Raw genomic sequence first — 19,500 nt, forward strand, 5'->3', positions numbered from 1 at the left:
GCAAAGAAAGTAGGTGCCGCCCCGCACAGGGGCAACGCATGCAGACCAGCGCGAAAGCAAGTTTCAAATATGAACAACAGGCGAAGGCACAACAACAGCCGCCGCCACAGGCGAATCAGCACCAGAAAGCGGTGCAATCCGCTTCCGCCTCTCCCCAGTAGGCGCACTCCCAAAAGCATCCCGATAGCTCTTGCTAAAGTGACAAGCCGACTGAAACCCGCAGGCCATCGTAATCTGCATGATCGACATATCGGTCTGCAGCAGCAGCTCACGCGCGCGCCGCAAGCGCAGCGTTAAATAGTAATGCGTAGGCGTCATGCCAAGATGCTCGTGAAAGAGCCGTTGCAATTGCCGCTGTGACATATTCGCAAGCCGTGCGAGCTCCTCCCGTGAAAGCGGCTCTTCGATATTGTTCTCCATAAGAGAGATGACCTCGAAGAGCGACTTGTTCGCGGACCCGAGCCGCGCGACGAGCGGCATGCGCTGCTGGGCAGACGTATCGCGCACATGCTCGACAACGAACTGCTCGGCGATCTGCGTCACGCGCGCAGTGCCCACACGTGCCGTGATGAGATGCAGCATCATGTCGAGCGGCGCGACGCCGCCGGTGCAAGTCACCCGGTCACGGTCGATGACGAAGAGCTCCTTGAGAAAACGCGTCGAAGGAAACTCCTCCTTCAGCGCCGACATGTTCTCCCAATGGATCGCGCAAGCATACCCAGCCAGCAACCCAGACTTCGCCAGCGCATAGGTACCCGTGCAAAGGCTGCCCAGCGCAACACCCATGCGCGCAAAGCGGCGCAGCGCAGCGAGATGGCCGGGCGTGGTGGCCCGCTGCACGTCGATGCCGCCGCAGACGAACACGATATCGGGTTGCCCCACGCATTCTGCCGGGCCGGTGTCGATGGAAAGCCCGTTGCTCGACGCGACCGGGCCGCCCTCCGGGCTGATGATCGACCACCTGTAAAGCGGCTGTCCGCTCAGGTAGTTAGCCATACGAAGAACTTCGATGGCGTTCGTGAACGCGATCATCGTGAAGTCGGGCAGCGGCATGAACGCGAAGTGCGCTAACGACGCTGTGCGATCCGGCAGCATGGGGGACGATTCCTTGTGATCGGTAGCCTGATGCCCAATGGAGGCCCGGTGAGGCCCGGGGGGCCGGCTACGCTACCGCAATTTTCGAATTTGGCGGGTCCAGTGTGCCATGCGGCAAAACCCTGAGTCATCTGGTCAATAAAGCCGGACGCGGGAAATAGGACGAGAGTGCGGGATTGGTGCACTGCGATGCACGATAAATAATCTGGATTGGGAAACATGGGGCACGGCGCACCGTTAGCGGGCGCTCTAACGTAGCCACTTGTGAAAAATGGACGCGAATGGCGGAAAAGGAAAAGAACGCGTCTGAATTTCGACGTTGAGCGCCAATTCGAACGACAAGAATAGAACCGTCGGTCCCCAGCCGGTCAAGCGGGTTCAAAGCCGCTCTCAAGCCAGTCGCGACGGGGCCTCCAGCCTTGCAGGAAGTCCTTCATTCATCGTCACGGAAGCCCTATGTCGAACACTCAACCTTTCTTCTCGCAAACGCTGGCGCAGCGCGATTCGGCAATCCGCAGCAGCATCCTGAAAGAACTCGAGCGGCAGCAGTCGCAGGTCGAAATGATCGCGTCGGAAAACATCGTGTCGCGCGCCGTGCTCGAGGCCCAAGGCTCGGTGCTGACCAACAAGTACGCGGAAGGTTATCCGGGCAAGCGTTATTACGGCGGCTGCGAATTCGCCGACGAGGTGGAAGCGCTTGCCATCAGCCGCATCAAGCAACTGTTCAACGCCGGCTTCGCCAACGTGCAGCCGCATTCGGGCGCGCAGGCCAACGGCTCGGTCATGCTCGCGCTCGCCAAACCGGGCGATACGGTGCTCGGCATGTCGCTCGACGCGGGCGGCCACCTGACGCACGGCGCCAGGCCGGCGCTTTCCGGCAAGTGGTTCAACGCCGTGCAGTACGGCGTGAACCGCGAAACCATGCTGATTGACTACGACCAGGTCGAAGAACTCGCGCAGCAGCACAAACCCAGCCTCATCATCGCGGGCTTTTCCGCATACCCGCGCGCACTCGACTTCGCGCGCTTTCGCGCCATTGCCGACTCGGTCGGCGCGAAGCTGATGGTGGATATGGCGCATATCGCGGGCATCATCGCGGCAGGACGCCATCAGAACCCCGTCGAGCACGCGCACGTCGTCACCTCCACCACGCACAAGACACTGCGCGGCCCGCGCGGCGGCTTCGTGCTGACCAACGACGAGGAGATCGCGAAGAAGATCAACTCGGCCGTGTTTCCCGGCCTGCAGGGCGGGCCGCTCATGCACGTGATCGCGGGCAAGGCGGTGGCGTTCGGCGAAGCGCTCGAAGCCAGCTTCAAGACCTATATCGACAGCGTGCTCGCCAATGCGAAGGCACTGGGCGAGGTGCTGAAGGCTGGCGGTGTCGACCTCGTCACGGGCGGCACCGACAACCATCTGCTGCTAGTCGATCTGCGGCCCAAGGGCCTCAAGGGCAATCAGGTCGAGCAGGCGCTGGAGCGCGCCGGCATCACCTGCAACAAGAACGGCATTCCGTTCGACGCCGAAAAGCCCACGGTGACTTCGGGCATTCGCCTCGGTACGCCCGCGGGTACGACACGCGGTTTCGGCGTGGACGAATTCCGCGAGATCGGGCGACTGATTCTCGAAGTGTTCGACGCACTGCGCACGCATCCCGAAGGCGACGCCGCCACGGAGCAGCGCGTGCGCCGCGAGATCTTCGCGCTGTGCGAACGCTTCCCGATCTATACGCAAGCCTGATTCTTCACACCACCGCCTTTCAATTCCATTCGCGAGTTTCGGAGCGGCTAATGAGCACTCTGCACGACAACAGCATCATCATCGACGGCCTGAACATTTCGAAGTTCGAACGCTCGGTGTTCGAAGACATGCGCAAGGGCGGCGTCACCGCCGTCAACTGCACGGTTTCCGTCTGGGAGGACTTCCAGAAGACCGTGGACAACATTGCGCAGATGAAGCAGCAGATTCGCGAGTACAGCGAGATCCTCACGCTCGTGCGCACGACCGACGACATTCTGCGCGCGAAGAAAGAGAACAAGACCGGCATCATCTTCGGCTTCCAGAACTCGTATGCGTTCGAGGACAACCTCGGCTATATCGAGGTGTTCAAGGAACTCGGCGTGAACGTCGTGCAACTTTGCTACAACACGCAGAATCTCGTCGGCACGGGCTGCTATGAGCCGGACGGCGGCCTCTCCGGCTACGGGCGCGAAGTGATCCAGGAAATGAACCGCGTGGGGATTCTCGTCGATCTTTCGCACGTGGGCGGCAAGACGTCGTCGGATGCGATCGCGTGCTCGAAGAAGCCGGTGACGTACTCGCACTGCTGTCCGTCGGGTCTCAAGGAACACCCGCGCAACAAGACCGACGAGCAGTTGAAGGAGATTGCCGACGCGAACGGCTTCGTGGGCGTGACGATGTTCGCACCGTTCCTCAAGAAAGGCCCGGATTCGACCGTCGAGGATTATCTGGAGGCGATCGAATACGTGGTCGATCTGATCGGCGAAGACCGCGTAGGCATCGGCACGGATTTCACGCAAGGCTACAGCACCGAATTCTTCGACTGGATCACGCACGACAAGGGCCGTTATCGTCGCCTCACGAATTTCGGCAAGGTTGTGAACCCGGAAGGCATCCGCACGATCGGCGAATTTCCGAATCTCACGGCGGCCATGCAAAAAGCCGGCTGGAGCGAGACGCGCATCAAGAAGGTCATGGGCGAGAACTGGATGCGCGTGTTCGGCGAAGTCTGGGGCGGTTGATCGCCGGGCCTGACCGTGCAGCATGGAAAGGCCATCATTACCAATAAGAAACCCTAACTAAAAACGCTCGTTGAGTCATTGGAGCCCCACGAAATGCAACCGCAACTGCCGATCGATGTCGATCCTGCCACCGGTGTCTGGACCACGGACGCGCTGCCGATGCTGTACGTGCCGCGTCACTTCTTCACTAACAACCACACAGCCGTGGAAGAGGCGCTTGGCCGCGATGCGTACGCCGAGATTCTCTACAAGGCCGGCTACAAGTCCGCGTACCACTGGTGCGCGAAGGAAGCCGAGAAGCACAGCATTGCCGGCATGGCCGTGTTCGAGCATTACCTGAAGCGTCTTTCGCAGCGCGGCTGGGGCCTCTTCACGATACGCGAAGCCGACCCGGCCACCGCGCGCGCGAAGATCGAATTGCGTCATTCGTCGTTCGTGCTCGCGCAACCGGGCAAGGAAGGCAAGCTTTGCTACATGTTCGCGGGCTGGTTCGCGGGCGCGATGGACTGGGTGAACGACACGACGGAAGGCGGAAAGAACGCGCCGCGTTCGCAATCGAAAGAAGTGCAATGCGCCGCCGAAGGCCACGCGCACTGCGTATTCGAAGTCTCGCCGATCGCCGCCTGAACGGCCGCGCGCCCCCCGCAATACAGGTCACACCGAAAGACTCGAACGCCAGAGGTCGTCTGCGATGCGCTACCCGAATCTGTTCAAACCCTTGACGCTCAATCAGCTCACGCTGCGCAACCGCATCGTCAGCACGGCCCACGCCGAGGTCTATGCGGAGCCGGGCGGCCTGCCGGGCGACCGCTATATCCGCTATTACGAAGAAAAAGCCAAGGGGGGCGTGGGCCTGGCCGTATGCGGCGGCTCGAGCCCGGTGTCGATCGACAGCCCGCAGGGCTGGTGGAAGTCGGTGAATCTCGCCACCGACAAGATCATCGATCCGCTCGCGCGTCTGGCCGAGGCCATGCACCGCCATGGCGCGAAGATCATGATCCAGGCCACCCACATGGGCCGCCGCTCCGCCTTTCACGGCGAACATTGGCCGCATTTGATGTCGCCTTCGGGTGTACGCGAGCCCGTGCACCGCGGCAACGCGAAGATCATCGAGGTGGAGGAGATCCGCCGCATCATCGGCGACTTCGCGGCGGCTGCCAAGCGCGTGAAGGACGCCGGCATGGACGGCATCGAAATCTCCGCCGCGCACCAGCATCTGATCGACCAGTTCTGGAGCCCGCGCACGAACTTCCGCACCGACGAATGGGGCGGCTCGCTCGAAAACCGTCTGCGTTTCGGCGTGGAAGTACTCAAGGCCGTGCGTGAAGCGGTGGGCAAGGACTTTTGCGTCGGCCTGCGCATGTGCGGCGACGAATTCCACGAAGACGGCCTCGATCACGAGCAGCTCAAGGAAATCGCGCAGGCGATGTCGGAAACGGGTCTCATCGATTATCTCGGCGTGATCGGCTCAGGCGCGGATACGCACAACACGCTCGCGAACTGCATGCCGCCTATGGCGCTGCCGCCGGAGCCGTTCGTGCATCTCGCGGCGGGCATCAAGTCGGTGGTCAAGCTGCCGGTCATGCATGCGCAGAGCATTCGCGACGCGGGCCAGGCCGAGCGTCTGCTCGCGAGCGGCATGGTCGATCTCGTAGGCATGACGCGCGCGCAGATCGCCGACCCGCACATGGTCATCAAGATTCGCGACGGCCGCGAAGACGAGATCAAGCAGTGCGTGGGCGCGAACTATTGCATCGACCGCCAGTACAACGGGCTCGACGTGCTGTGCGTGCAGAACGCGGCAACGTCGCGCGAAGCGACCATGCCGCACGTGATCGAAAAATCGCGCGGCCCCAAGCGCAAGGTCGTGGTGGTCGGCGCGGGCCCGGCGGGCCTGGAGGCCGCACGCGTGGCGCGGCTGCGCGGCCATGACGTCGTGCTGTTCGAGAAGAACGAGGCCGTGGGCGGCCAGATTCTGCTCGCTGCAAAAGCGCCCCAGCGCGAGCAGATGGCTGGCATCGTGCGCTGGTTCGACATGGAGACGAAACGCCTGGGCATGGATCGCCGCCTTGGCGTGACGGCCGACGAGAAAACCATCCTCGCGGAAAAGCCCGACATCATCGTGCTCGCCACGGGCGGCTCGAGCTTCACGCAGCAGGTTCCGGCCTGGGGCGTGGAAGAGGGGCTCGCCGTGAGCGCATGGGACATCCTCAGCGGCAAGGTCGAGCCGAAGCAGAACGTGCTCGTCTACGACGGCGTGAGCACGCATGCGGGCGCAGGCGTCGCCGATTTCATTTCGAGCCGCGGCTCGAAGGTCGAGATCGTGACGCCGGACGTGAAGGTCGCCGACGACGTGGGCGGCACCACGTTCCCGATCTTCTATCGCCGCCTCTATGCGCAAGGCGTGATTCACACGCCGAATTACTGGCTCGACCGTGTGTACGAAGAAGACGGCAAGAAGATCGCCGTGCTGCGCAACGAGTACACGGAGGAACAGGAAGAGCGCGCCGTCGATCAGGTGGTGATCGAAAACGGCAGCACGCCCAACGACGCCCTGTACTGGAAGCTCAAACCTGAGTCAGTCAATCGCGGGCAGGTGGACGTGCACAAGCTCTTCGCGGCCGAGGCGCAGCCTTGCCTTTCCGAAGAACTCGGCAATGGCCGCTTCCTGCTCTTCCGCGTGGGCGACTGCATCTCCCTGCACAACATTCACGGCGCGATCTACGACGCGCTGCGGCTCGCCAAGGACTTCTGAACCATGAATCCGACCTGGCTCATTACCGCGCTGCTATGGGTGTCGATGGCGGGGCTCGCATTCGCGGTCGCGAAGCGGGCCGCTTTCTGGCGGATGGGGCGTGCCGCCGCGCCTGGCTCCGTCGGCGTCGGCAAGCTGTTCAGTATCCCGAAACGTTATTTCGTCGATCTGCACCACGTGGTGGCGCGCGACCCGTACATCGCCAGGACGCACGTCGCCACCGCGGGCGGCGCCATCGCGGCGCTCGCGCTCGTGTTCGTCAACTACGGATTCGCGATCTATTCGCCATGGCTCGACAAACTGGTTTTTCTCGCGGCCCTCGCCATGCTGATCGGCGTGGTGTTCGTGTGGCGCCGCCGTCACGCGAAGGCGGTGCCGGCACGCCTCTCGCGCGGGCCCTGGAATACGCTGCCGTGGCTGCTCGGTTCGTTCGCGCTGGGCGTGGCGCTCTTCACGGTCGTACCGGCGGGCGCCATGTCGGGCGGCTTCGCGGTGCTCTGCGCGGTGCTGATCGCCGTGGGCGCGTTCGCGATGACGTTCGGCGCGGCGCGCGGCGGCCCGATGAAGCATGCCGTGGCGGGGCTGTTGCACCTCGCGTTCCATCCACGCCAGGAGCGTTTTTCGGCCACGCGCGAGGGCTGGACCGGCAACGGCACGGCCACGCCGCCCACGGCGCTGAAGCCCCCCGACATCGAAGAGAAGCAGGAATACGGCGTGGCGAAGCCCGTCGAGTTTCGCTGGAACCAGTTGCTGAGCTTCGACGCGTGCGTGCAGTGCGGCAAATGCGAGGCCGCGTGCCCCGCGTTCGCCTCGGGCCAGCCGCTCAACCCCAAGAAGCTGATTCAGGATCTCGTGGTCGGCATGGCGGGCGGCACCGATGCGGCCTATGCAGGCAGCCCCACGCCCGGCATCAAGGTCGGCCAGCATGCCGGCGCGCCGAATGCCCCGATCGTTTCAGGCCTGATCGAAGCGCAAACGCTGTGGTCCTGCACGACCTGCCGCGCCTGCGTACAGGAGTGCCCGATGCTGATCGAGCACGTGGACGCCATCGTCGATATGCGCCGCAACCAGACGCTGGTGCACGGCGAGGTACCGGGCAAAGGACCTGAGGTGCTTGCCAATCTGCGCGAAACGGGCACGGCAGGCGGCTACGACAAGGCCGCGCGCTACGACTGGTCGGTCGATCTCAACGCGCCCGTGGCGCAACCGGGCAAGCGCGTGGACGTCCTCGTGGTGGCGGGCGAGGGTGCATTCGACATGCGCTATCAGCGCACGCTGCGCGCACTCGTGACGGTGCTCAACAAGGCGGGCGTGAACTACGCGGTGCTGGGCGCGCGCGAAACCGACACAGGCGACGTAGCACGTCGCCTCGGCGACGAAGCCACATTCCAGCAGATGGCGAAGCAAATGATGACGACGCTCGCGTCGCTCAACTTCGCGCGCATCGTCACTGCCGATCCGCACGTCATGCATAGCCTGCGCAACGAGTATCGCGCGCTTGGCGGGCGTTACGAGGTGCTGCATCACACGACCTACCTCGCGGAACTCGCCGCGACCGGACGCATCGCGCCCAAGGCCGTGCAGGCGCTCGCGGAAAAGCGCACGACGTACCACGATCCCTGCTATCTGGGCCGCTACAACGGCGAGACCGAAGCACCGCGCAAGCTGCTCAGGACCATCGGCATCAAGATCGTGGAAATGGAGCGCCACGGCATGCGTGCACGCTGCTGCGGCGGTGGCGGCGGCGCGCCGCTCACCGATATCCCCGGCAAGCAGCGCATTCCCGACATCCGCATCGCCGACGCGCGCGCCGTCAATGCCGAAGTCGTCGCCGTGGGCTGCCCGCAGTGCACGGCGATGCTCGAAGGCGTCGTGGGTCCGCGCCCCGACGTGCTCGACGTGGCCGAACTCGTCGCCGCCTCGCTGGAGTGAATCGATGAATACCCTCAAACGAATCGATCCGCGCCGCCCCTTCGTCATTACGGCCGCGGGCCTCAGGCGCATCACGCTGGGCGAAGCCGGCAGCGCGGACACGAGCGATGCGCAGTGGCTCGCGCAGCACGCGCACGCAAGCGCAGCGAAGCCACGCCGCGTGGTGAGTCATCCCGATCATGTTCTGCTCGTCGTTGCGCACGCCGAACGCGGCGCGCTCGACGATCACGCGTGCCAGGCCATTGCCGCCGCCGCGCTGCTGGCCGATGCGCATACCGAAGTCGCGCTGCTCGTGTTCGGCGAGCTGAAGGACGATGCCGGGGCGCTCGGCGTGGACAAGCTGATCGAACTGCCTGGTTTCGAGCGCCGCACCTTCGCGCCGGAGAGTGCGTTGCGTGCGCTGCAGGCCTGCGCGGCGGCGCTCGCGCCGAAGCACGTGTTCCTGCCGGACAACGCCAGCGGCGACGGCGACCTCGGCCGCCGCTATGCGGCCGCCGCGGGTGCGAGCGTGGCAACTCACGTGGTCGAGATCGATGCGAAGCATGTGGGCGTGTATGAGCAGGCGAAGCGCGCGTGGGCCGCACGCTCGCTGCCGGAAGTGATCCTGCTCGCGCCGAACGCCGTCGAGGCGAAACTGCCTTTCGTCGGCGCCGGCGAACGCCTCGCGGGCGATTTCATCCGGCCGGCTACCGACCTCGCGTCGCCATACAAGGACCTCGGGCTCGAATCCATCGACGCCGCCCAGGTCGCACTCGAAGAAGCCGATTTCATCGTCTCGGCGGGCAACGGCGTGACTGACATCGCCGCGTTCGGGCGGCTCGCGGGCGCGTTCGGCGCGGCGATCGGCGCGAGCCGCGTGGCGGTGGACAACGGTCACTTCACGCGCGACAAACAGGTCGGCGCAACGGGCAAGACGGTCGAGGCGAGCGTGTATATCGCGTTCGGCATTTCGGGCGCCGTGCAGCACTTGCAGGGCATCAAGGACTGCCGCCATGTGATTGCCGTGAATCTCGACGGCAGCGCGCCGATAGCGAAGCGCGCCAACTTGACCGTGGTCGGCGACGCGCAGGGCACGATCGCCGCGCTGATCGAGCAGGTGCAAGCCGCACGCGCAAAGCGTGGCGAGGCGAGCGCCAACCGTGACGAAACGCATTCTGCAGGAGTCGCCGCATGAACGCACGCCATGATCCTCAACGTGGAATCGAGCGCATTGCGGTGCTCGTTTCGGTGGGGCGGCACCCCGTGAGCGGCGCGCCGCGTTACAGCCGCAACGACGCGCTCGCGCTCGACCTCGCGCGCACGCTGGCCGAGCGGCATCGCGCGCGTCTCGACGTGCTGCACGCAGGCGACGCCGCCGATGCCGCGCTCGCCGAATACCTCGCGCTGGGCGCGCACGAAGTGGAGGTGCTGGCCTGCACGCCTTCCGGCGACGCGGCACGGGTGCTCGCCGAGCGCGTGCGCGGCTACGACCTCGTGCTGACCGGCACGCGCGCCGAGGGCGCGCACGACAGCGGTATGCTGCCGTACGGTGTGGCGGCTGCGCTGGGCCTGCCGATCGTGGGCGGCGCGGTCGATATCGACGTCGACGTCACGACGCGCGCCGCCGTGGTGCGCCAGTTTCTGCCCAAAGGTCTGCGGCGCCGCGTGCAGACGGCGCTGCCCGCGCTGATCGCCGTGCATCCGCTCGCGAATGCCCAGCCCCGGTACGCCTATGCGCGGCTGCGCGCGGGCGCGGTACGGCCCGCGAGCGCAATGCGCGTCAGCGCAGCTGAATCGACTGACGCTTCCGCATGGACGGTTGGCCCGATCGAGCGTAAACCCGTGCGACTGGCCGCGGCGGAAAAACGCTCGGGCCACGCGCGCATGCTTTCGGCGACCACGACCGAAAGCCGGGGCGGCAACGTCGTAATTGAAGGGAGTTCGGTCGAAAAAGCACAAGTGATCCTCGCGTATTTGCGGGAGCATCAACTCATCGATTACTGATTTTGCTGGCCTGTCGGCAACGAACTGGGATGAAAAATCCGGAGCACACATGAAAGTAACGGCAGAGATTCGCGCGCTGATCGAGCGCCGCCAAGCGGGTTACAGCCTGGAGGCGCCTTTCTACCTGAGCGAGGAGATTTTTGCGCTCGATATGGAGACGATTTTCCGGCAACACTGGATCGAGGTCGCCACGGAAGCGGAAATTCCCGAACCGGGCGACTACGTGACCGTCGATCTGGCGGGCGACTCGATCCTGATCGTGCGCGACGACGACATGGAGGTACGCGCGTTCCACAACGTCTGCCGCCACCGCGGCGCGCGGCTGTGTAACGAAGAGAAGGGGTCGGTGGGCAATATCGTGTGCCCGTATCACAGCTGGACCTACAACCTCACGGGCGCGCTGATGTTCGCGGAGCACATGGGCGAGCAGTTCGACCGCTGCAAGCACAGCCTCAAGAACGTGCATGTGGAAAATCTCGCGGGCCTGATCTTCGTGTGTCTCGCCGAAGAGCCGCCCGCCGACTTCGCGGCGATGCGCGCCGAGATGGAGCCGTATCTGCGGCCGCACGACCTGGCTAGCTGCAAGGTCGCCGCGCAGGTGGACATCATCGAGAAGGGCAACTGGAAGCTCGTGATGGAAAACAATCGCGAGTGCTATCACTGCGTGGCGAATCATCCCGAGCTGACGATTTCGCTCTACGAATACGGCTTCGGCTACGCGCGCACGGACGCCAACGCGGAAGGCATGGACGCGTTCGAGCGCACCTGCAACGAGCGCGCGAAGCAGTGGGAAGCGATGGACCTGCCGTCGGTCGAAATCGAAAAGCTGCTGGATGTCACGGGTTTTCGCACGCAGCGCCTGCCGCTCGACCGCTGCGGCGAGTCCCAAACGCTGGACGCGAAGGTCGCTTCGAAGAAGCTGCTCGGCGAATTCCGCACGGCCGATCTCGGCGGCCTCTCGTTCTGGACGCAGCCGAACTCGTGGCATCACTTCATGAGCGATCACATCGTGTCGTTTTCCGTGATTCCGCTTTCCGCCGGCGAAACGCTCGTGCGCACGCGCTGGCTCGTTCACAAGGACGCGCGCGAAGGCATCGATTACGACGTGGAGAACCTCACCGCCGTGTGGAACGCGACCAACAACCAGGACCGCACGCTCGTGGAGTACTCGCAGCGCGGCGCGACGAGCAGTGCGTATGAACCGGGTCCATATTCGCCGTACACAGAAGGACTCGTTGAAAAGTTCTCGGCCTGGTATATCGGCCGCCTCGCCAGGCAGATTGGCGCATAACGCACACGCGTAAAGCAAAGAGAGCGGAGTTTGACATGATGCGAGACGCGGCCCAATTCAATCCACTCGACGCCAGCGACAGCCGGGTGACGCGCCCGGCGTTCTGGGGCGCGCTGCCCGAGCGATGGACGAGCGAGGTCGAGGAGACCCTCGTGTGCTGCCACGTATGGCAGGAAACGCACGATGTGAAGAGCTTTTTCCTGCGCTCGCCGCAGGGCCGCACGTTCTCGTTCGAGCCGGGGCAGTTCCTCACGCTCGAACTCGAGATCGACGGCGAGGCCATCAACCGGTGCTATACGATTTCGTCTTCGCCCGCACGGCCTCATACCATTTCCATTACGGTCAAGCGCGTCCCGGGCGGCAAGGTGTCGAACTGGCTGCACGACAACCTGCGGCCTGGCGTGTCGCTGCGCGTGCTCGGACCGGCCGGCGAATTCACCTGTGCGCGCCACCCCGCGCCGAAGTATCTATTCCTTTCCGCAGGGTCCGGCGTCACGCCGCTGATGTCGATGAGCCGCGCGCACCACGATCTCGCGGAGGACCGCGATATCATTTTCGTGCATAGCGCCCGCACGCCCGACGACATCATCTTCGCGCGCGAACTGGAACTGATCGCTTCGAGCCGCGCGAATTTCCGCACGTCGTTCGTTTGTGAGCGGGTGGGCGCACGCACCGATTGGTCAGGCGTGACGGGTTTTCTCTCGCTGCCGCTCCTGAAGTTGATTGCACCGGACTTCATGGAGCGCGAAATCTTCACCTGTGGGCCCGCGCCCTACATGAAAGCCGTGCGCGATCTGCTCGACGAAGCGGGTTTCGCGCGCGAACGCTATCACGAAGAGAGTTTTTCATTCGAAACGCTTACGGCGCAAGCCGAGGCGCCGGTGGAACAGCCCCCGGCGGAATCGTCGGTCGAAACGGCCAGCTTCACGGTGACCTTCGCGAAGAGCCGCCGCGAGATTCAATGCGGTGCACGACAGACCGTGCTCGATGCTGCGCGTCAGGCCGGCGTGCGCCTCGCTTCGTCGTGCAGCCAGGGCATGTGCGGAACCTGTAAGGTCAAGCTCGTTTCCGGGCAAGTGGAGATGAAGCACAGCGGCGGCATACGCCAGCGCGAAATCGATCAGGGCATGGCGCTGCTGTGCTGCTCGAAGCCGCTGTCCGACCTCGTCGTCGACAAATAGCGCGCACGTCGCGCAACGACAAGAACACGTCGTAAATCGACGTTAGCGGCAGATTGTGGCGGGCGAATCTGCATAGGCACGGGGCGCTTGCCCATATCACAGGAGATCGACCATGAAGCTGGCTGGAAAACTCTTTTGGACCGGTGTGTTATCGGCGATGGTGAGCTTGAACGCCCCGGCGTTTGCCGACGGCAAGCCGACCTTGAAGATCGGTTATGTCGAAGGCTGGGACGACAGCGTCGCGACGTCCAACGTGGCCGCACGCATCATCGAGAAACGCTACGGCTATCCGGTGCAACTCGTGCCGGTGGCCGCGGGCATCATGTGGCAAGGCGTGGCGCGTGGCGACCTCGACGCGACGCTTTCCGCCTGGCTGCCCGTCACACAGGGCGCGTACTGGGCGCAATTCAAGGACAAGGTGGTCGACCTCGGCACGAATTTCACGGGCGCGAAGATCGGCCTCGTGGTGCCCGACTACGTGAGCGCGAAGAGCATTACCGATCTCAACGCGGACAAGTCGGCGTTCGGCGGTCGCATCGTCGGCATCGACGCCGGCGCGGGCGTGATGCGCAAGACCGACGAGGCCGTCAAGCAATACGACCTCAGCTACAGCGTGATGCCGAGTTCGGGCAGCGCGATGACGGCCGAGCTGGCGCGTTCGGTGGGGACGAAGAAGCCTGTGATCGTCACGGGCTGGACGCCGCACTGGATGTTCGCCAAGTACAAGCTGCGCTTCCTCGACGATCCGAAGAACGTCTACGGCGCGGCCGAGCACGTGGACAACGTGGCCAACCCCGAGCTCGAGAAGAAGGCTCCGCAGGTGGTGACGTTCCTGAAGAACTTCCAGTGGAAGCCGGGTGAGATCGACAGCGTGATGCTTGCGATCCAGAACGGCGAAAAGCCCGACGCAGCCGCCGACACGTGGATCGCCGCGCATGGCGACCGTGTGAATGCCTGGGCGGGTACGCAGTAATCGCAGCAATCAAACGGCAGGGGGCCCGCCGCGGCCCCGCCAGATCAGCGCCCATCACGGGCCGCGCGCAGTGCGATTGTGCGCATGCAGCATGTGACCTTTCTGATGCGGCGCCGTGTCGCTTTTGCGCAAGCGTCTGTCGCAATTCGCCATCCCGGCAGGGATTTTTCTGGCAACTATGTAGACATACCGTGCGGGCCGGCGCCTGCCGTTCGAGGAGACGGAGTCGATGAAATCCCCCAAGATCGTGGTCGATGGATTATGCAAGGTGTTCGGGCCCAACCCGAAGCTTGCCCGTGAACTGCTCGCGAAGGGCGCGACGAAAGACGAGTTGTTCGCGAAGACCGGCTATGTGCTCGGCGTGAACAATGCGTCGTTCGAGGTGCACGAGGGCGAGATTTTCGTGCTGATGGGCCTGTCCGGCTCGGGCAAGTCCACGCTGATCCGGCTCATCAACCGGCTCGTGGAACCCACCGCCGGCAAGGTCGTCATCGACGGGCGCGATATCGCGGCCGTGCGCCGCTCTGAGCTGGTCTCGCTGCGCCGCACCGACATGAGCATGGTGTTCCAGTCGTTCGCGCTCATGCCGCAGCGCAGTGTGCTTGCGAATGCCGCGTTCGGCCTCGAAGTGGCGGGCGTGGGCCGCAAGGAGCGCGAGCGGCGCGCGCTGGCCGTGCTGGAACAGGTCGGCCTCGCGGCGTTTGCGCAGAAGCTGCCCGCCGAGCTTTCGGGCGGCATGCAGCAGCGCGTGGGCCTCGCTCGCGCGCTCGCGGTGAATCCTTCGCTCATGATCATGGACGAAGCATTCTCCGCGCTCGATCCGCTCAAGCGCAAGGAAATGCAGAACGTGCTGCTGCAACTGCAGAAAGAGCAGCGCCGCACGATCATGTTCGTTTCGCACGACCTCGAAGAGGCGCTGCGCATCGGCAGCCGTATCGCCATCATGGAAGGCGGACGCATCGTGCAGATCGGCACGCCGCAGGAAATCATCAGCAACCCCGCCGATGATTATGTGCGCGCGTTCTTCGACGGCGTGGACACGAGCCGCTACCTCACCGCCGGCGACCTCATGCAGCGCGAAGCCGTGCCGGTCATCCGCACGCTCGACGCGAAGAGCGTGGCCTCGTCGCTCAACGGCAGCGCCAACTATGCGTTCGTGCTGGACGCCCAGCGCCGCATCAGCGGTTGCGTCACGCGCGATGCGATCGGCGCCGCGCAGCCGTCGCTGAAGAAAGTCGAATGCATCACGCTTGGCACGCCGCTGGAGCAGGTGGTCTCGCGCGTGTGCGCGAACACGACGGCGCTGCCCGTGGTCGACGACGAAGGACGCTATTGCGGCTCCATCGATCAGGCCGCCGTGCTGAAGGTCATTACGCGAAATCGAGGTGCCGCCCATGTCTGAGATCATTCCCGTCGGCCAGTGGGTCGATCAGTCGGTTCACTATCTGCTCGACCACGACGCCAACAGCTTCGACGCCGTCGGCAAGGCAATCGAGGGCTTCGCGGCGTTCGTCGAGCACGGCCTGCAGGCCATTCCCATGTGGGCGCTCATGGCGTTCTTCATCGCGATCGGCCTGTGGCGCGTGGGCTGGCGCTTCGCGATCTTCGCCACCTGCTCGCTATTGCTGATCTACGCAACCGGCTTTTGGGATCAGACCGTCGTGACGCTCGGCCTCACGCTCTCGTCAACGGTGATCAGCCTCGTGATCGGTATTCCGCTTGGCATCTGGACGGCGAAGAGCAAGCTCGTGCAAACCATCGTGCGGCCCATTCTCGACCTGATGCAGACCATGCCGGCCTTCGTCTATCTGATTCCCGCCGCGATGCTGTTCGGTCTCGGCCGCGTGCCGGGCATTCTGTCCACGGTGATCTTCGCCATGCCGCCTGCCGTTCGTCTCACGAGTCTCGGCATCAAGCACGTGAACCGCGAGATCGTCGAAGCAGGGCAGGCGTTCGGCTGCACGCCGTGGCAGCTGCTGTACAAGGTGCAGTTTCCGAACGCGCTGCCGTCCATTATGCAGGGCGTGAACCAGACCATCATGATGGCGCTTTCCATGGTCATCATCGCTTCGATGGTGGGCGCGGGCGGTCTCGGCAACGACGTGCTCGCAAGCATTCAGCGGCTGGATATTGGCCTCGGCTTCGAAAGCGGACTTTCCGTCGTGCTGCTCGCCATCATCCTTGACCGGATTACGGAGAGCTTTGGCCGGGCGCCGGGCGCGGTGAAAGCGCCGCTGTTCTCCGGACTGAAGCAACTGATGCGAGTGCGTCCCGCAGTCGTAGAGGCGTAAGCGTTGAAGTAACACGATCAACCGTCGTTCCCGAGGAGCGCAATGTGACGATCGACATCGCCGTGCCCGAGCCCGAAACGCGCACGGCATCGTCTCTCAGACATTTCGGTTTCCTGACGTTGCAGAACTTCTCGATGATCGCGTTTTCGAGTGCGGTCGAGGTTCTGCGCATGGCGAACTACGTGGGGCGCGCGGACCATTACCGCTGGTCGATCTACTCGCTCGATGGCGCACCGGCCCGAGCAAGCAACGGCATCACCGTGCGCCCCGCGCAGGCGCTCGACCCGGCGTGCCTGCCCGACGTGCTGATTGTGTGCGGCGGCATACGCATACGCGAAATCATGAGCGACGGCGTGTGCGCCACGCTCGCCATGGTGGCGCAGCAGGGCGTGCCGCTCGGCGGCATCTGCACCGGTGCTTATGCGCTGATGGCGAGCGGGTTGCTGGATGGCTATCGTTGCGCCGTGCATTGGGAGGATCTTACGGTCCTGCATGAAGAGTTTCCGCGTGTGCGTTTCGCCGATGAGCTGTTTGTGGTCGATCGCGACCGCCTTACTTGCACGGGCGGCACCGCGCCGCTTGATCTGATGCTCGAACTCGTTGGTGCGAGTCTTGGGCAGAGTCTTGCCGCTAAGGTGTCCGAACAGTTCATTCTCGAGCGGATTCGCAGCTCGACGGATCTGCAGCCTATTCCCGTGGATGCGCGTGTGGGTTTTTCGCGTGCCGAGTTGGTGGAGGTCGTGCGGTTGATGGAGGCTAATATCAAGGAGCCTCTGTCGCTGGAGGAACTCGCGCGGCTCGTTCGGCTTTCGCAACGGCATTTGCAGCGGATGTTCAAGGCGTATCTCAACGTTTCGCCGACGCATTATTACTTGACGTTGCGCCTGAAGCGCGCGCGAGAGCTGTTGCGGACTACCGATACTTCGATTTCTCGTGTGACCGCTATTTGTGGGTTTAATTCACCCTGCCATTTTAGTAAGGCGTATCGGGTGCAGTTTGGGCATGCGCCGAGTCATGAGCGGCGCGGCGCTGATTGATCGGATTTTTTTGTTTTTTGGGCCTTTCCTTGTTTTCGCGGCGGTATGCCTGGGTTGCCCCTGTGCGGGGCGGCACCTACTTTCTTTGCGGCGGCAAAGAAAGTAGGCAAAGAAAGCCGCTCAAACCGCCAGCGCCTGCCACAGTTCACATCTCGACGTACATGGTGAATGGCTCCGGAGCGTCTGTCACCTCTCGCCCCCAAACGGAGTGACAAGGCGCTCATCCTTCCGGCGGCGCTGCGCGCGCCGAAGGGCATAACCTAAAACCAGTGGGGCACATGAGTTCTCGCGAATGCTCACGCGTGCCCGCTGGTTTCCCATGCAAACCACACCGCAGCGCGCGTAGCGAGCAGCGGGATGAATGAGCGCCTTGTCACCAACTTGGGTGGTGCGAGGTGACAGACGCTCCGGAGCCATTCACCATGTACGGCGAGATGTGAACTGTGGCAGGCATTAGCGGTTTGAGCGGCTTTCTTTGCCTACTTTCTTTGCCGCCGCAAAGAAAGTAGGTGCCGCCCCGCACAGGGGCAACCCAGGCATACCGCCGCGAAAACAAGGAAAGGCCCAAAAAAGCGCCCAACCGGCAAAAAAAGTCAATGCAACGAACCACTAACACCCACCTCGGCAAGCGCAGCACCCCCCTGCAATAGCGCATCGAGATCCGCCAACTGCACCGCATCCTGCCCACTACGTTGCGCACGAAACATAACCGGCGGCACCCCGAACTGCTTGCGAAACTCACGCCCAAGATGCGAAGCATCCGAAAACCCGCAACTAGAAGCAATATCAGCAACGGTGCGATCCGAACTCGTGAGTAACCAGGCGGCCGTCCGCAGACGCAACGCATTGGCAAACGCGCGCGGACTCTTCCCCGTCTCCGCCTTGAAAAGGCGTTCGAGTTGCCGCGGCGAGAGGTTCAGCTTGCAGGCCAGTTCTTCCAGCGGCACGTTGCGGCCAACCTGCTGCTCCATCAGCAGTACGGCGCGCTTCACCTTCGGGTGCGTGGCAGGCTCGAGACCGGGCGGATGAGGCTGAGGTGCATTGCCCTTTTGCATTTCGCCGACCAGCAAAATGCGCAGCGCCTTCTGCACAGTCGCATGATCGAAGTGGCGCAGCAAAATGGCAGCGGCGACGTCGATCGACGCGCGGCCGCCCGAGCAGGTAATGCGGCGCCGGTCGATCGCGAACAGACGGTCGGCGACGATGGCATCGGCATTGACGTTGGGGAAGCGCTCGATGAAGTCCCAATAGTGGAACCAGCTCACGCAAATACGGTGACCATCGAGCACGCCGGCGCGCATGAGCGCGAAAACGCCTGTGCAGATCCCGACGACTGTCGTCTCGCCGCCGGCCGCGCGACGGATGTACTGAAGCGTCGCTTCGCTGGCGTGCGGGCCGGAGTGCAGCAGTCCGCCCACGACCACGAGATAGTCGACCGGTTCGGCTTCGGCGAAGGTTTCCCAAGGCGCGATCTGGATGCCGCAACTCGCACGCACGGGTGCGAGCGTTTCGCCGATCACGCGCCACGAGCAGCGCACGGGCTTGCTGTAGTCGCCTTCGTCGGCAGACAGACGCAGCATGTCGACGAAACCCGAGAACGCGGTCAGCGTGAAGTTCGGCAGCAGCACGATGCCGAAACGGATGCGCTCCTTGGGAGCGGCGTCGATGGAAACGGCGGTGGCGAGTGTGTCGGACATGGAGGCACAGGAAAGCGACGATGCGGTTTTAGCCAAGCTTCCCCGATAAGGCCCCGAGGCGCTTGTCCGTTTCCGACATCGATCTTCGCAAAAGCGAAGTTTTGAAGGAATACACGCAGCATGGCGGGGCGGTTCCGCCGCTCTGGCGCGTTCATTCTAGCGGCGGCGCCGCCGCTTTGGTCAACTCCCTAGCGGGCACACGCCCCACGCTGCCCCTGTCCACGAGGCCTGCTGTCATGCCGCGCACCGCAACCGTCGAACTCAACAAACGCGCCTGTCACGGCGACGCCGAAGCCGCGCTCGCCCTGCTGGAGCAGAGCATGGCGCGCGGACACGGGCGTATCGGGCTGCTGCGCTATCTGCAGGCGCGTTGCGTGGGCGCGCCGCTCGCGCAGCGGCATCACGACTATGCAGAGCGGGTGGCGAGCAGGATGAGCGAGGGCGCGTTCGCGGCGCTGGCGGCACAGGCGCAGCGCCGCTACAGCATGGCGGCGTGAACGCTC

Annotated in this window: 15 protein-coding genes and 1 pseudogene; 14 read left to right on the forward strand and 2 right to left on the reverse strand. The window is 63.8% G+C overall.

What is annotated here, in order from left to right:
• Positions 1 to 63: 63 nt before the first annotated feature.
• Positions 64 to 1,134 (reverse strand): GlxA family transcriptional regulator, encoded by a 1,071-nt coding sequence (locus tag BFD71_RS29980; protein WP_256094981.1) that lies wholly within the window; start codon positions 1,132 to 1,134, stop codon positions 64 to 66.
• Positions 1,135 to 1,551: 417 nt separating this feature from the next.
• On the opposite strand from BFD71_RS29980, the gene BFD71_RS29985 reads away from it, so the two are divergent.
• From BFD71_RS29985 to BFD71_RS30045, 13 genes and pseudogenes are all read left to right on the forward strand, one after another.
• A complete protein-coding gene (locus tag BFD71_RS29985; protein ID WP_069267934.1) occupies positions 1,552 to 2,835 on the forward strand; it encodes a serine hydroxymethyltransferase in 1,284 nt (427 codons plus the stop codon).
• A gap of 50 nt (positions 2,836 to 2,885) precedes the next feature.
• The gene (locus BFD71_RS29990) at positions 2,886 to 3,857 is read left to right on the forward strand and encodes a dipeptidase (RefSeq protein WP_069267935.1); all 972 of its coding nucleotides are present in this window, start codon (positions 2,886 to 2,888) and stop codon (positions 3,855 to 3,857) included.
• Between the two features lie 93 nt (positions 3,858 to 3,950).
• Entirely contained in the window at positions 3,951 to 4,484 is a 534-nt protein-coding gene (locus BFD71_RS29995; protein WP_069267936.1) for a DUF5943 domain-containing protein, read from the forward strand.
• A gap of 64 nt (positions 4,485 to 4,548) precedes the next feature.
• Positions 4,549 to 6,612, forward strand: coding sequence for an NADH:flavin oxidoreductase (locus BFD71_RS30000; protein ID WP_069267937.1), 2,064 nt, complete (start codon positions 4,549 to 4,551; stop codon positions 6,610 to 6,612).
• Positions 6,613 to 6,615: 3 nt separating this feature from the next.
• Complete coding sequence (locus BFD71_RS30005; protein ID WP_069267938.1) at positions 6,616 to 8,544, forward strand: (Fe-S)-binding protein; 1,929 nt, start codon at positions 6,616 to 6,618, stop codon at positions 8,542 to 8,544.
• A gap of 4 nt (positions 8,545 to 8,548) precedes the next feature.
• Positions 8,549 to 9,718, forward strand: coding sequence for an electron transfer flavoprotein subunit alpha/FixB family protein (locus BFD71_RS30010; protein WP_069267939.1), 1,170 nt, complete (start codon positions 8,549 to 8,551; stop codon positions 9,716 to 9,718).
• The gene (locus BFD71_RS30015) at positions 9,715 to 10,527 is read left to right on the forward strand and encodes a drug:proton antiporter (RefSeq protein ID WP_069267940.1); all 813 of its coding nucleotides are present in this window, start codon (positions 9,715 to 9,717) and stop codon (positions 10,525 to 10,527) included. Before BFD71_RS30010 ends, BFD71_RS30015 begins: the two co-directional genes overlap by 4 nt.
• A 49-nt stretch (positions 10,528 to 10,576) precedes the next feature.
• Positions 10,577 to 11,818: an aromatic ring-hydroxylating oxygenase subunit alpha gene (locus tag BFD71_RS30020; protein ID WP_069267941.1), complete on the forward strand. Its 1,242-nt coding sequence runs from the start codon at positions 10,577 to 10,579 to the stop codon at positions 11,816 to 11,818.
• A gap of 35 nt (positions 11,819 to 11,853) precedes the next feature.
• Complete coding sequence (locus BFD71_RS30025) at positions 11,854 to 12,999, forward strand: hybrid-cluster NAD(P)-dependent oxidoreductase (RefSeq protein ID WP_069267942.1); 1,146 nt, start codon at positions 11,854 to 11,856, stop codon at positions 12,997 to 12,999.
• A 112-nt stretch (positions 13,000 to 13,111) separates the two neighbouring features.
• A complete protein-coding gene (locus BFD71_RS30030; protein WP_069267943.1) occupies positions 13,112 to 13,972 on the forward strand; it encodes a glycine betaine ABC transporter substrate-binding protein in 861 nt (286 codons plus the stop codon).
• Positions 13,973 to 14,088: 116 nt separating this feature from the next.
• Positions 14,089 to 15,374, forward strand: a pseudogene (locus BFD71_RS30035) (quaternary amine ABC transporter ATP-binding protein); the annotation flags it as partial.
• A complete protein-coding gene (gene choW, locus BFD71_RS30040) occupies positions 15,367 to 16,263 on the forward strand; it encodes a choline ABC transporter permease subunit (RefSeq protein ID WP_069267945.1) in 897 nt (298 codons plus the stop codon). The pseudogene BFD71_RS30035 and the gene choW, both read left to right, overlap by 8 nt.
• A gap of 44 nt (positions 16,264 to 16,307) precedes the next feature.
• Positions 16,308 to 17,300, forward strand: a complete 993-nt coding sequence (locus tag BFD71_RS30045; protein ID WP_069267946.1) for a GlxA family transcriptional regulator — start codon at positions 16,308 to 16,310, stop codon at positions 17,298 to 17,300.
• 593 nt (positions 17,301 to 17,893) lie between these two features.
• On the opposite strand, the gene BFD71_RS30050 is transcribed toward BFD71_RS30045, so the two are convergent.
• Positions 17,894 to 18,997: a GlxA family transcriptional regulator gene (locus BFD71_RS30050; protein WP_069267947.1), complete on the reverse strand. Its 1,104-nt coding sequence runs from the start codon at positions 18,995 to 18,997 to the stop codon at positions 17,894 to 17,896.
• Positions 18,998 to 19,233: 236 nt separating this feature from the next.
• Here BFD71_RS30050 and BFD71_RS30055 point away from each other — a divergent pair, with 236 nt between their 5' ends.
• On the forward strand, positions 19,234 to 19,494 hold the full coding sequence (locus BFD71_RS30055) for a hypothetical protein (RefSeq protein WP_069267948.1): 261 nt from the start codon (positions 19,234 to 19,236) through the stop codon (positions 19,492 to 19,494).
• Positions 19,495 to 19,500 lie beyond the last annotated feature (6 nt).

Source organism: Paraburkholderia nodosa (assembly GCF_001718195.1).
In the GTDB taxonomy this organism is placed as follows: domain Bacteria; phylum Pseudomonadota; class Gammaproteobacteria; order Burkholderiales; family Burkholderiaceae; genus Paraburkholderia; species Paraburkholderia nodosa_A.

Excerpts from the sequence above, each read along its gene's own strand:
- BFD71_RS29985 (WP_069267934.1), top strand. The coding sequence starts at position 1,552 with ATGTCGAACACTCAACCTTTCTTCTCGCAAACGCTGGCGCAGCGCGAT.
- BFD71_RS29995 (WP_069267936.1), top strand. The coding sequence starts at position 3,951 with ATGCAACCGCAACTGCCGATCGATGTCGATCCTGCCACCGGTGTCTGG.
- BFD71_RS30005 (WP_069267938.1), top strand. The coding sequence starts at position 6,616 with ATGAATCCGACCTGGCTCATTACCGCGCTGCTATGGGTGTCGATGGCG.
- BFD71_RS30015 (WP_069267940.1), top strand. The coding sequence starts at position 9,715 with ATGAACGCACGCCATGATCCTCAACGTGGAATCGAGCGCATTGCGGTG.
- BFD71_RS30000 (WP_069267937.1), top strand. The coding sequence starts at position 4,549 with ATGCGCTACCCGAATCTGTTCAAACCCTTGACGCTCAATCAGCTCACG.
- BFD71_RS30055 (WP_069267948.1), top strand. The coding sequence starts at position 19,234 with ATGCCGCGCACCGCAACCGTCGAACTCAACAAACGCGCCTGTCACGGC.
- BFD71_RS30025 (WP_069267942.1), top strand. The coding sequence starts at position 11,854 with ATGATGCGAGACGCGGCCCAATTCAATCCACTCGACGCCAGCGACAGC.
- choW (WP_069267945.1), top strand. The coding sequence starts at position 15,367 with ATGTCTGAGATCATTCCCGTCGGCCAGTGGGTCGATCAGTCGGTTCAC.
- BFD71_RS29990 (WP_069267935.1), top strand. The coding sequence starts at position 2,886 with ATGAGCACTCTGCACGACAACAGCATCATCATCGACGGCCTGAACATT.
- BFD71_RS30020 (WP_069267941.1), top strand. The coding sequence starts at position 10,577 with ATGAAAGTAACGGCAGAGATTCGCGCGCTGATCGAGCGCCGCCAAGCG.
- BFD71_RS30030 (WP_069267943.1), top strand. The coding sequence starts at position 13,112 with ATGAAGCTGGCTGGAAAACTCTTTTGGACCGGTGTGTTATCGGCGATG.
- BFD71_RS30050 (WP_069267947.1), bottom strand. The coding sequence starts at position 18,997 with ATGTCCGACACACTCGCCACCGCCGTTTCCATCGACGCCGCTCCCAAG.
- BFD71_RS30010 (WP_069267939.1), top strand. The coding sequence starts at position 8,549 with ATGAATACCCTCAAACGAATCGATCCGCGCCGCCCCTTCGTCATTACG.